Below are 14,173 nucleotides of genomic sequence, written 5' to 3'. Positions count from 1 at the left end.
AGTATTTCTATTGCTGGCAACAATATGACAAAACCCAAAGATAACAGGAAACGAAATCGGTTTTTGATTATATTCCCAATTCTGACAATATTCGGAATTGGAATTACTGCCTCTATATTTACAACCTCTGAAACGAATAATAATTATAGTTTAGATGGCATAAGAAATAAAATAAAAGATTCTATAAAAGTTTCCGAATTAAATGGTACTACAAGTAGGTGGGTAAGGAAAAACGCAACGGAATCCGAACTTCTTAAACTGACGGAATATCCAAACGGAATAGTAAAAGCAATCGCTTACGAAGGTCTTTTAAGAAAAAAAGAGTTTGCACAAAAAACTGAATTAATATTAAGAGCAATTAATGACACAACCTACATTATAGACAATCAATCACGTTGTGTAATGAATGTAAACATTCGCGAATATATTGCGCAAAACGTTTTATTGATTGACGACGAAATTCCAATACCTGAAAGATTACCGGATTTTGGTTTAACCAAAATAGAAAAAGAAAAAATTCTGACTGAATTTAGAAAGTTACGAGTTAAAAAAAAAGCAAACAAAATGTTTTAACGATTTGCTAAAAACTAACCACGTCTAAACTCACTTATCAAAATTGAAGTTGCTGTAGCCACATTCAAACTCTCTGTAGCTTGTAAATCGCCAAATCTTGGGATACTGATTTTTTCAGTAATTAAAGCTTCTACGGCTTTCGATACACCATTAGCCTCATTCCCCATCACTAAAACACCATGTTGTGGTAATTGTTTTTTATAAACATTTTCACCATCCATAAAAGCACCAAAAACAGGCAGATCAGTATCTTTTAAAAAGGTTTCTAAATCTACATAACTAATATTCACCCTCGTAATTGAGCCCATAGTAGCTTGTATCACTTTTGGGTTAAAACAATCTACGGTAGCTTTACTACACACCAATTGTTTTATACCAAACCAGTCGCAAAGTCTAATAATAGTTCCTAAGTTTCCCGGGTCGCGAACATCATCTAAAGCCACTATAAGTCCTTTGGTTTCAACAGGTGTTTGTTCAGGAATTTTAAAGACTGCTAACGCTGTATTAGGCGTTTTCAAGAAACTAATACGCTTTAAATCGGTTTCAGAAATTAAAAATTCATCTTTGGCATCAATATTGAACGATTCCGTCGTATATAATGCATGAAGCTCTAAATTAGACGCCAATAATTCTTTTATTGTTTTAACACCTTCAACAACAAAAAAACCAAGGTCTTGTCTATATTTTTTTTGCTTTAAACTCGTTATTAATTTTATCTGGCTTTTACTAAGCATGCCTTTTTCTAATTTTTTGATAAAGAAAAAGAAAATATTAGTAACAATAGCCTAGACATTAATTTTTCAGTTGAAAAAAATGTATTTTTGAACGCGTAACGCATATTTTAATTAATTTTTCAGTTGAAACATACTGTAAACAGATTTAACCAAAATTTAAGGACTAGTACATTTGAAAATTCAATTCAAAACCATATTAATTTTACTAGGCGGCTTTATATGTATTACTGCATGTAATAGCTTAAAGCGTGTTTCTGATGATGAGCACGTACTTTCAGAAAACACTATTCTTGTTAATGGCGAGAAAGAAAGTAACGAAACCTTAAACAATTTACTTTATCAAAAACCAAATACTAAAATTCCGTTTTTAGGTGTACCGCTGCGTTTACATATTTATAATTTAGCTCGCCCGAATATAGATTCTATTATAAATGCAAATTTAAATAGACGCCCAAAGAAGAAAGAGCGTTTAGAAAATTTTCTTTCTAAAAAACAATTGGATAAATTTCTTGAATCTAAAAGAGATTTTAATGCATGGCTTAAAAAAACCGGAGAGGCACCTGTACTTGTTAATGAATTAAAAACACAAAAATCTGTAACTCGATTAAACAGCTATTATATTAATAACGGTTGGCTAGATGTAAAAACCGATTACGAGATTACCAAAACCGACGATAAACGCGCTAAGGTTGCATATAAAGTTGAAACAGGAAAACCTTTTTTAATAGATACCATTACCGAGAATATAAAATCGCCAATTATCGACACCATCTATCAAAAGATAAAAAAGGATGCGTTAATAAAGAGTAACGAACAATATAAAACCGTTAATTTTGAGCAAGAGCGCGAACGCTTGGCTACCATAATTAGAAACTCGGGAGTTTACCATTTCTCTCAAGACTACATTACCATGGATATTGACACCATTGGTACTAATAAAAAAATGAATGTTGGTATTAATATTTTAAATCGTGCTATTCGAAACCAAGATTCTATAACGCGTGTTCCTTTTAAAATATACACCATTAGAGATGTAAATATTATCACCGATTATTCTTTTGAAAACAGAGGTAAACCATTTCTAGATTCTATAAAATACAATGGTTATAATATTTATGCTTACGATAAAATAAAATATAGACCACGTGCACTTACCGATGCCATGTTCACGAATGCAGGTACTATTTTCAAAGATTTAGATAGAACCAGAACCTACAGACACCTTAACGAGCTACGTACCTTTAAATACCCTAACATTGAGTATTACGAGCATGAAGATAATACCTTAACAGATACTATACGCTTAACTCCTTTAAAGAAATTTAATTTTGGCTTTAGTGCAGATGTGTCTCAAAGTAATATTCAGAATTTCGGATTTTCATTAAACCCAAGTTTACAGATAAGAAATATATTTAGAGGTGCAGAAACCTTCCAAATATCTGGTATTGCCTCTATTGGTTCTTCCAAAGACAAAAACAATATAGACGATCCATTTTTTGATATTAACGAATATGGTCTCGATTTAAAACTAACCATACCTAGGTTATTTTCTCCATTTTATACCGAGCGTATTATTCCAAAATATATGTCGCCTAGTACAAATATTAGTTTATCGTCTACAAGCCAAACCAATATTGGTTTAGACAAAGAAACTTTTAGTGGTGCTTTCAATTTTAATTGGCAACCAAATAAAAAAGTTACTAACCGATTAGATATTTTTAATATTCAATATATTAATAACCTAAACATAAAAAATTACTTTAGAGTTTATACCACATCGTTTACAACCCTAAACAATATTGCACAGGAGGTGGGTTATGTTGGCCCAGATGAAGAATTAAACATTCCTAATTCTGATAACCCAAACAACCAAGCCGATGAGTTTATAGCCTATGCTCTAGCAGACACAACACCTACAGAATTATCTACAGACCAAGTATCTACCATACAAGCTATAGACGAGCGTAAAACGCGTTTAACAGAAAACAACTTAATACTATCATCTAGTTTCAGTTTTACAAAAGATGGTAGAACTAATATTTTTGACGAAAATTTTTCAATCTTTAAATTTAAAGTAGAATTAGCAGGAAATATATTAGCAAGTACGGCTGATTTAATAGGGCTTCAAAAAGATTCGCAAGACAGGTACGAGCTTTTAGACGTGGCCTTTTCTCAATATATAAAAACAGAATTCGATTATACTAGACACTGGAGTTTAGGAAATAAAAACGTATTGGCTATGCATAGTTTTTTAGGTATTGCTGTACCTTACGGAAACTCGACAAGTATACCTTTTTCTAAAAGTTTCTTTGCCGGAGGACCAAATGATAACCGAGCTTGGACAGCATATAGCTTAGGACCAGGAAGCTCGCAAACCACAAACGAATTTAACGAAGCCAACCTTAAACTTGGTTTAAATCTTGAACATCGTTTTAATTTATTCGGAAATCTAAACGGTGCATTTTTTGTTGATGCTGGTAATATTTGGAACGTATTTGACGATGTAGAAACAGAAGGAGCCACTTTTGATAATTTTAGTTCCCTAAAAGATATTGCCATCGGTTCTGGTCTAGGTTTACGTTACGACTTTAGCTTTTTTGTTTTCAGGTTCGATGTTGGTTTCAAAACCTACAACCCTGCCAACGAAACACAAAACCGTTGGTTTAACGAATATAATTTCACCAATGCCGTATATAATATAGGTATAAACTACCCGTTCTAAACATCTTTTTCTTCACGTTTTCACTATAACGTTTTAGTATTATTTTAGCACTTTCAGCGGTGTAAATCTCAGTTTTTTATTTAAAAATTGATTACTTTTGGTAACTTAGTAATTAATAATAAATAAATTAAAATGGGACACAATATAAAACCAGGTGTAGCTACAGGCCTAGAAGTACAAGCAATTTTTAACCATGCAAAAGCAAACGGTTATGCTTTACCAGCAGTAAACGTTATTGGATCGGACACTATTAATGGTGTTTTAGAAACTGCAGCAGAATTAAATGCTCCAGTAATTATTCAATTTTCTAATGGTGGTGCGCAATTTAACGCAGGTAAAGGTTTAAGCAACGACGGTCAAAAAGCTGCTATTGCAGGTGCTGTTGCAGGTGCAAAACATGTACATACTTTAGCAGAAGCTTATGGTGTTCCAGTAATTTTACATACCGATCACTGTGCTAAGAAATTATTACCTTGGATCGACGGTTTATTAGACGCTAGTGAAGTGCACTTCAAAGAAACTGGAAAATCTTTATTCAGTTCTCACATGATTGACCTTTCTGAAGAGCCAATCGAAGAAAACATCGAAATCTGTAAAACATACTTAGAAAGAATGTCTAAAATGGGCATGACTTTAGAAATTGAATTAGGTATTACAGGTGGTGAAGAAGATGGCGTAGACAACTCTGATGTAGACGACTCTAAATTATACACACAACCAGAAGAAGTAGCTTACGCTTACGAAGAATTAAGTAAAGTAAGTCCTCAATTTACAATTGCAGCAGCATTTGGAAATGTACACGGTGTTTACAAGCCAGGTAACGTTAAATTAACTCCGAAAATCTTAAAAAATTCTCAAGAGTTTATTACAAAAAAATATGGTGTTGAAGAAAACCATATCGATTTTGTATTCCATGGTGGATCTGGATCTACAGTAGAAGAAATTAGAGAAGGTATTAGCTACGGTGTAATTAAAATGAATATTGATACAGATTTACAATATGCATTCATGGAAGGTATCCGTGATTATATGGGTGGAAAATCTGAATATTTAAAAGCTCAAATCGGTAATCCTGACGGGGCCGATTCTCCAAACAAGAAATTTTACGATCCAAGAGTTTGGTTACGTGAAGGTGAAAAAACCTTTGTAGCTCGTTTAAAGAAAGCTTTTGAAGATTTAAACAACGTAAACACTCTATAATTATAGATTGTTTTACAACATATATTAAGGCTCTGCATATAGCGGAGCCTTTTTTTGTATATTATACTCTAAATCAAAAAATTAAAGGATAAAAGTCAATAAAATCACTTGGGCGTTACCACAAAATTAAAAAAAGGTTTAATTTTGCCGCCAGGCTTTCCGCTGTATCTTTTTATTTTTACTTAAAATTGCTTTGCATTTCAAATAAAAACAAAAAGGATGCCGCATCAATCCTTAACGCAGTTAACGGCTTAATATTAAAGCTTTAAACTTTAAAACACACATTACTATGTCTTGGTTTAAAAGAAAAACAAAAGGTATTACTACAACTACGGAAGAGAAAAAAGACACTCCAAAAGGACTGTGGTACAAATCTCCAACAGGTAAAATTGTAGATGCCGAAGAATTAGAAAAAAACTTTTACGTAAGTCCAGAAGATGGATATCACGTTAGAATAGGAAGTAAAGAATATTTTGAAATCCTTTTTGATGATAATAAATTTAAAGAACTAGATAAAAACCTAGACTCTAAAGATCCATTAAAATTCGAGGACACTAAAAAATATCCAGACCGCTTAAAAGCCGCTCAAGAAAAAACAAAACTTAAAGATGCCGTACGTTGTGCTGTTGGTAAATCTAAAGGAAAAGATTTAGTAATAGCTTGTATGGATTTTGCTTTTATTGGAGGTTCTATGGGTAGTGTTGTAGGAGAGAAAATTGCACGTGCTGCAGATTACGCATTAAAAAACAAATTACCATTAATGGTTATTTCTAAATCTGGAGGAGCTAGAATGATGGAAGCTGCATTATCATTAATGCAATTAGCTAAAACATCTGTTAAGCTTGCACAATTAGCCGATGCCGGTTTACCATACATATCTTTATGTACAGACCCAACTACGGGAGGCACAACAGCATCTTTTGCTATGCTAGGTGATATCAACATAGCCGAGCCTGGTGCGTTAATTGGTTTTGCAGGACCTAGAATTGTGAGAGATACTACTGGAAAAGAATTACCAGAAGGTTTTCAAACTTCGGAATTTTTACTAGAACATGGTTTCTTAGATTTTATTACTCTAAGAAAAGATTTAAAAGATAAAGTAAATCTGTATGTAGATTTAATTACAAATCAACCATTAAGATCATAAACTAAAAAAGCGAGCCAAATGGCTCGCTTTTTTTTATACTACACCAATCTTAATATCATCTTTTAAGCTGAGAGAAACCCTTTAAACGGCTTTCTTAAGGGATACAGAGAACTCTGTACCTTTCCCTAATTCACTTTTCACATCAATTTTACCTCCAAGCGATTCAATATGGTTTTTGGTAATAAATAATCCAACACCCCGCGCATCTTTATGTTTATGAAATGTTTTATACATTTTAAAAAGTTGATCTCCATGCGTCTTCATGTCAATGCCTAAACCATTATCTTTAAAAGTGATTACAATAAAATCCTCATTTATTTCACTGCATAAAAACACCTCTGCAACTCTATCTTTAGCACTATATTTTAGAGCATTGGTTAAAAAATTTAAAATAATACTATCTAAAAAAGCTGGTATAGCTAAAACTGAATGTTGAGGATCTACATTATTCTCAATTTTACATTTTATATTTTTAGCTAAACCACTAACATTGTATATGGCCTTATTACAATATTCATAAAGGTTTAAAGATTTAATCTCCTCTTTATTCATTGATTTTATTTTAGCCACTTCACTTAAGTGAGATACCGTATCATTTAAGTTTTTTATAGATTTCTTTAAATACTCAAAATTCTCGCTTTTACAAGCATTAACAGTCCCTTCTTCGGCTAATATAAAACCAACTAATGTATCTAAATTAGAAGTATGTGTTCTTAAATTATGTGTAACAATATCTGCAAAATTTGATAACCTATTATTTTGTTCTTTACTTAAGTCTAGTAAAATTTTCAGCTCCTCTTGATCCGATTTTTGTTGAGAGATATCATGTATTTCAGAAATAAAATACTCGGGTTCATCCTTATCATCTCTTACTAATGACACCGAAAGCCTTACCCAAACAATAGATCCGTTTTTATGAAAATAGCGCTTCTCAATAGTATAATTAGAAATATCGCCACGAAGTAAAGCGCGCATAGCACCTAAATCTTTATTAAGATCCTCTTTATGGGTAATATCTTGAAAGGTTTTTGTGTAGAGTTCTTCCTTTGAATACCCCAAATATTTCACGATACTATCATTAACTTTAATCCACTCACCGCGCATACCAACTATGGCTAAACCGCCCATGGCATAATTAAAAATGTTCTCAAATAGTTTATGTCTTGAAAAACTAATAGCCATAAAATGCACGTTAATTTATACAAGGATAAAAGTTAAATGTTTTTTTTTAATTACCGAAAGAAAAAACCAACTAATATCGTAATTTACTTACATAATGTGTTTTACCCAAGATTTCACTTACCAATTTTTTAATTTAATATATAAACAACATAAAAAACGAGCTATCTTCAAAAGGAAAACAGCTCGTTTTTTTATAGTCAAATTTGGTGTTAGAATTAATTCTTACCAGGTTTTTTATCTACTTTATGCAATGGTGCCACACTTGGGTCTACCGCCTTAACATTGGTTCCTCCACTTACAATAATAAACTTAGATCTACGGTTACGCTGATGCTCTTCTTCAGTACAGTTATTTGTATTAGCATCATCACAGTTATTTAATAATTGATCTTCACCGTAACCAATAGCACTCTTTATACGTGCTTTTGCAATACCTCTAGTGTATAAATAGTATTGTGTAAACTTAGCTCTTTTATCAGACAACGACCTGTTGTAAGATTTAGAACCGCGACTATCGGTGTGCGATTCAATTTTAATAATCATATCAGAATGATTATTCATTACGGTAACAATCTTCTCCAATTCATACTCTGCATCGTCTCTAACGATGTATTTATCAAAGTCGAAGAAAATTGGGTTAATCACAATTTCATTTCCAACAATTAATGCTTTCAATACTAAATCTGCCTGATTTACCTTCCCTCTTTCAGAATTGGTTACAACAGTTTCTTGATCTGAAACATAATCTAATTTAGATCCTATAATAGTATACTCACTATCGCAAGCAACTTTGGCAAACGTATAATTTCCGCCAACATCACTAAGTACTTCTTTCAAAACTTTACCACTTGCATCAATTAATTTAACTGTTGCTTCTGGCAAAATTGAATTACTTAAACTGTCGGTTACAACACCAACAACACTTTGTAAACATGGCGATGTAGAACCAAAGCTATAAACATCATCATCTCCCTTACCGGTTGTTCTATTCGATGAGAAATAACCAGAATTCTCATCTTTCAATGTAAAGGCAAAATCGTCCATATTACTATTAATAGACTCCCCTAAATTATAAACTTTGTTTTCTTCTTTATTATTTAAATCTGTTTTATAAATATCCAAAAGACCAAAACCAAAACGCCCGTTAGAAGAAAAATACAAGGTATTATCTTCACTTATAAAAGGGAACATTTCCATACCCTCTGTATTAATTTCTGAGCCTAAGTTTTTTGGAATTCCATATTGATTTTTATCGATATCTAAGATTACTTTAAAAAGATCGGTCCCTCCTATTGCTCCTGGCATATCAGACACAAAGTAAAGTTCTTTTTCATCTAAACTTAAAGTAGGATGCCCAACTGAATACTCATCACTATTAAAAGGTAATTCTCTTTCGTTAACCCATTCTCCATCTTCTAAATCGGCCCTGTATAATTTTAAATTTGTAGTCTTATCCTTTGCTTTTCTTAATTTTTTACCGTGATAATTATCTCTAGTAAAAAACATAGTTTTTCCATCTTTACTAATTACTAAAGTCGCCTCGTGATACTTTGTATTTACATCTCCTTTTAGATAATCCAACTCACTTAGCTGTGTATCTTCTCCAATATTACCTTTGTAAACATTTAAAAAAGGCTGACGGTTCCACTTATATATTTTTTTACTTTTTCCAGAAAATGGTTGTGTTGAAAAAACAAAAAGTGAACTATCTTTTACAAAGCCATTAAAATCTGAATAGCTTGTATTTATATCTAAGTTCGTTATATTATTATAGGTTATATTGTTTTCATCTTCTACCAAACCTAATAACACCTGTTTTGCTCTAACATCATCTTTCTCTAAAAGTGCATACTGAGAAAACATCTCTTTAGCTAACTCCTTTTCGCCTAAAGCATTTAGCGTTAATCCGTATTTATAATAATATTCGCTATCTAACTGTACTTTATATTTATCGAAAAGTAACGCATACCAAAATTGTGCTTCCGTTACATCTGCGTTGTTATAATAAGAATCTGCTAAGCGTTGCAGGGTAACTTGTGAAGAGTCACCTTTTTTAACTATGTCTCCATATAATTCGGCAGATTTAACATAGGCGAATTCATTAAAATAGCGCTCTGCTACAATTTTACTTTGACCAGACATACCAGAAAAAGCAAAGCAAAAACCTATAATTAATAGTATCTTAATTTTGTTCATAATATAATTTTTAGAAGAATCTTGGAGATTTAATTTTTCCTTGTCTTAAGATATTGAATCTTAACATAATTTCGTGCGATCCGCTTGTGTACTCATTTATTGGAGTTGTTGCATAATCATAAGCATACCCAACAAATAATTCGGGAGATATTTGAAAACCAGCCAAACCACTAACAGAACCATTCCATCTATAGGCTAAACCTAAAGTTAGCTTTTCATTAAACAAAAAGTTAGCAGAAAGATCTACCGATATTGGGGCACCGGAAACACCTTTTCCTAAAAAAGCTGGTTTAAACTTTAAATTCTCACTTAAGTCGAACACATATCCACCTATTAAAAAGACATGCAAGCGCTCTTCTGCGACACTTTGAATAAACTCATCATAATGCTGTGAGCTAATAATATTGGGAACCGAAAGCCCTAAATACCATTTGGTATCATGATGATAAAAAATTCCACCACCTATAGAAGGTAAAAACTTAGAATCTATATTCTCTAAATTAGGATCGTTCATTTGTTCGGCCGTTCCTTTAGAAAAATCAACATCTAAAAATCTAACACCGGCTTTAATACCAAATGATAAATTAGTCTCTAAGCCAACAGGAATGGTGTATGAAAAATTCCCGTCCAAATAAACTTCGTTAGATGGGCCCAATTCATCTTGAATAATATTTAGACCTAAACCAACACGTTCTCCGGCCTGAGTTTCCAAACCAAATGTTATGGTTTTTGGAGCTCCATCGACACCTACCCATTGGGTACGATACAAGCCCGTGGCTGTAAAATCCCCCCCCGTGCCAGCATAAGCTGCATTTACACTCATAGTATTGTACATGTACTGCGTGTACTGCGGATCTTGTTGTGCTTTTACTTCTTCTACAACAAAAGAGAAGAAGCAAAACAGTACTAAGAGTTTTAATATATTATGTTGTATTTCCATTTTTAATTTTTTAATAATTTACGTATTCAACTCTTATTAGTTTATGTATAACCATCCTATTCTTGGTTCATCTCCTTGTCCTAAATCTAAAACATAGTAGTAAGTTCCTACTGGCACTTTATCTTCTTCATTTACAGTTCTAGGTCCGTTTGACACACCATCCCAAGTATTATTATATCCGCTAGCAGTATAAACTTCATACCCCCATCTGTTATAAATTTTCAAGATGTTTTTTGGATAATTCTCTATACAATCAATAGTGAAGTAATCGTTAATCCCATCTACATTATGAGGGGTAAATGTACTATACACCTCTATACATGTTGTTGAAAGTACAACTCCTAAAGTAACTTCATCAGAATCGTTAGCATCATATAAATCTACTTGATCTACACTTAATACAGTAGCTACGTTTGTATAATCTGTAGCGTTTAATACTTTAACTGTAATTTCTAATAACTCTACACCGTTGTACTCTAAGGCATCTATTGACCATAAGCCAGAAGCTTCATCATAAACTCCAGATGTTGTTAAGTGAGAAATATATTCGTATCCACTTGGCAATACATCTTCTATTACAATGTTAGTTCCATTTTGAGGTCCAAAGTTTTGAGCAGTGATTGTAAAAGTCACTTCATCATTAACAAGAGCAGACTCTACGCTAGCTTCTTTTGTTACTCCAATATTCGATGCTGGCTCTAGAGTATTTACATCTATACAATCTACACAAGTTGGATCTGGATCCATAGTATCACTTGTTACAGTTACTGCATTGATTAAATCTCCTGTAAACTCAAATGGCACACTTAACGTAACTGTGTAAGTTATTGAATCCCCATCTAAGAATAAATCGATTGTATCAGTCAATGCTCCCGTTCCACTTGTTCCGTTATCTCCAACCCATGTGGCATCAATAATACCTACTGGTAATGGATCGCTAACTATTACATTAGCCGCATCACTTGGACCATTGTTGGTTACAGTAATTGTATAAACTACATCTGTACCTGCTATATAAGTTGCTTCTCCATCATCTTTTACAGTTACAATATCTGCCATTGGAATTGGTAATACTGTTACTGTTGGACCATCTGGTTCTCCATCACCTTCAACATCTGTTGCATCCGTATCATTAGGATCATCTGATATATCAGTTACTGGGTTTCCATAAGGATCGATTCCGTTTGCTGTTGCTGTATTTTCAATACGACCTGCAGCAATATCTGCATCTGTAATTTTGTAATCGAATGTATATACACCTACTTGACCAGGGAATAATAATGGCGACACTATTGGTGCATCTATAACCCCTAACATAGTATCGGTAACTGTAATGCCTTCGATAACTGCATTTCCTGTATTCACTACAGTAAATGTATAAGTAATTGTATCACCTTCTTCAACAACACCGTCACGCCCTATATCAATGGTTGCGGTTTTTCTCAATTCTATTTGTGGACTTGTTAATGGTGTTACTGTACAATCTGGACACGTTGGATCGTATGCTGGATGCGACGGACCAACTGGCGTTGGATCTTCTGACTCATCGCTAACTGGACCTTCACTTGTTGTTCCATTTGCTGTTGCTACGTTGTACACAACTCCTGCATCTAAATCTGCTTGAGTAAGTGCATATTCATAAGTTACCGTTCCTGTAGATCCAGGTGTTAAATCTGCTGGCGAAACCGGTAAACCTGTAACCCCTAGTTTTGCATCATCAACAGTTAATCCTGTTACATCAATATTCCCTGTGTTTCTAACAGTAAATGTATAAGTAATAATTTCTCCTACTTCTACAACATTATCTCCATCGGCATCAGCATAAACTCCATCTTTAGTTAATTCTAAATAAGGACTTCTTAACAATGTTACTGTTGGACCATCTGCTTCACCATCGCCTTCTATATCTGTTGTGTTCGTATCATTAGGATCATCTGATATATCGCTTACTGAATCTCCATAAGGATCTGTTCCATTTGCAGTTGCTGTATTTTCAATTCTTCCTGCTAAAATATCTGCAGCAGTAATAACATAATCGAACTCAATTGTTCCTGTTTCCGTAGGGTCTAATGTTCCTGATATTATAGCTAAATTAGATACACCTAGCATAACATCTGAAACTGTAATATTACTTACTGTAACATCTCCTGTGTTTTCAACAGTTAATGTATATGTAATAATATCACCTTCATTCACACGACCGTCTGTTCCTTTATCTACAACTGACGTTTTTAACAACTCAATCATTGGATAAACATTTGGATTTACTGTGATATAAACCGTTGCTTGATCACAGGCTTGTGGCACTCCATTATCACAAACTTCATATACAAAACTATCTGTTCCACTAAAGTCTGGGTTTGGTGTGTAAACAAATGTACCATCAGGATTTAATACTAATGTTCCGTTCTCAACACCAGTAACTGGTATTGTATTTACAGTTGGTGTATCTCCTTCTGGATCGGTATCATTATCTAATACGCTACCTGCGATATCCATATTTGGGTTACCGTTATAAGCATCATCATTAGCATAGGTATCATTATCTATTCCGTTTGATGGATCTACAGTTACAGTTACCGTAGCTGTATCACAAGCTTGTGGACTACCTGTATCGCAAACCTCATATGTGAATGTATCTTCACCTACAAAACCAGCATCTGGTGTATAAGTAATAGTTCCATCTGCATTTTCTACTATCGTTCCGTTTACCGGATCTGTAACTGATCCTGGAGTAATACTTAGCGCATCACCTTCCGGATCGATGTCATTTGCTAAAACAACAACATCTACTGAACTTCCTGCTTCCGTTGTTGCTGTATCACTATTCGCTATAACCTCATTCACTCCTGTATTTGGATCGGCTAAAACTTTGATAGTTACCGTAGCTGTATCACAAGCTTGCGGGAAACCATCATCACATATTGTGTATATGAAAGTATCTGTTCCGGTGAAACCTTCAGCTGGTGTGTAAACATAATCACCATTTGGACTCATAACTATAGTTCCGCCTTCTGTACTTAATGGACTATAATCAGACACTGTTTGTAGATCACCTTCAGCATCGATATCATTTGTAATCACATTTCCATTTACTGCAACATCTTTAAATGTATTATTTAAATCATTCATAGCATCTGTTGTTACCACAATATAAGTAATTGTAACCGTCGCATCATTAGATTGATTGCCATCATTATCTTCTACATTATAACTGATAACCGTTGGGTCTTCTGTAAATGTTGTTAATGGTGTGAAAGTGATTTCTCCTGTAGTTTCATCTACACTCCATGTTCCTTCGTTTGGTACTGCGAAACTTGTAATGTCGCCATTAGCATCCGTTACGATACTTGTTGCGCCTACTGGTGCTACTAAACTTACCGTTGTTGCATCTAATTCTCCATCAGGATCTGAATCTGCTAAACCACCATTTGCTACTAATGGGTCGATGGTTACTGCGCCGCCTACATTGGCTAAGCT

The 14,173-nt window shown here is 33.6% G+C and carries 9 protein-coding genes; 4 read left to right on the top strand and 5 right to left on the bottom strand.

What is annotated here, in order from left to right:
• The first annotated feature begins 24 nt into the window (after positions 1-24).
• Positions 25-573 (top strand): hypothetical protein, encoded by a 549-nt coding sequence (locus BM246_RS14725; protein ID WP_139221903.1) that lies wholly within the window; start codon positions 25-27, stop codon positions 571-573.
• Positions 574-587: 14 nt separating this feature from the next.
• Here the strand turns inward: BM246_RS14725 and BM246_RS14720 are convergent, their stop codons facing one another.
• Entirely contained in the window at positions 588-1,307 is a 720-nt protein-coding gene (locus tag BM246_RS14720) for a TrmH family RNA methyltransferase (RefSeq protein ID WP_074938939.1), read from the bottom strand.
• Between the two features lie 172 nt (positions 1,308-1,479).
• Between BM246_RS14720 and tamL the strand changes: the two genes are divergently transcribed.
• The 3 genes from tamL to accD all read left to right on the top strand — a co-directional run bounded on the left by tamL (position 1,480) and on the right by accD (position 6,376).
• A complete protein-coding gene (gene tamL, locus BM246_RS14715; protein WP_074938937.1) occupies positions 1,480-4,029 on the top strand; it encodes a translocation and assembly module lipoprotein TamL in 2,550 nt (849 codons plus the stop codon).
• A gap of 132 nt (positions 4,030-4,161) precedes the next feature.
• Complete coding sequence (gene fbaA, locus BM246_RS14710; RefSeq protein WP_074938935.1) at positions 4,162-5,229, top strand: class II fructose-bisphosphate aldolase; 1,068 nt, start codon at positions 4,162-4,164, stop codon at positions 5,227-5,229.
• A 289-nt stretch (positions 5,230-5,518) separates the two neighbouring features.
• Positions 5,519-6,376, top strand: coding sequence for an acetyl-CoA carboxylase, carboxyltransferase subunit beta (accD, locus tag BM246_RS14705; protein WP_042505265.1), 858 nt, complete (start codon positions 5,519-5,521; stop codon positions 6,374-6,376).
• Between the two features lie 81 nt (positions 6,377-6,457).
• Here accD and BM246_RS14700 read toward each other — a convergent pair whose 3' ends face one another.
• The 4 genes from BM246_RS14700 to BM246_RS14685 all read right to left on the bottom strand — a co-directional run.
• On the bottom strand, positions 6,458-7,558 hold the full coding sequence (locus BM246_RS14700) for a sensor histidine kinase (RefSeq protein ID WP_074938933.1): 1,101 nt from the start codon (positions 7,556-7,558) through the stop codon (positions 6,458-6,460).
• Positions 7,559-7,773: 215 nt separating this feature from the next.
• Entirely contained in the window at positions 7,774-9,753 is a 1,980-nt protein-coding gene (locus BM246_RS14695) for an OmpA family protein (protein ID WP_074938931.1), read from the bottom strand.
• Positions 9,754-9,763: 10 nt separating this feature from the next.
• Positions 9,764-10,693 carry a PorP/SprF family type IX secretion system membrane protein gene (locus tag BM246_RS14690; protein ID WP_074938929.1) on the bottom strand — a complete coding sequence of 310 codons (930 nt, stop codon included), beginning with the start codon at positions 10,691-10,693 and terminating at the stop codon, positions 9,764-9,766.
• Between the two features lie 36 nt (positions 10,694-10,729).
• A partial coding sequence (locus BM246_RS14685; protein ID WP_139221902.1) for a DUF7507 domain-containing protein occupies positions 10,730-14,173 on the bottom strand: 3,444 nt, incomplete at its 5' end.

The sequence above is a fragment of the Algibacter lectus genome (genome assembly GCF_900112395.1).
GTDB classification, from domain to species: domain Bacteria; phylum Bacteroidota; class Bacteroidia; order Flavobacteriales; family Flavobacteriaceae; genus Algibacter; species Algibacter lectus.
Note: the sequence above shows the minus strand (reverse complement) of the source record. Positions and strands in the feature narration are given on the sequence as shown.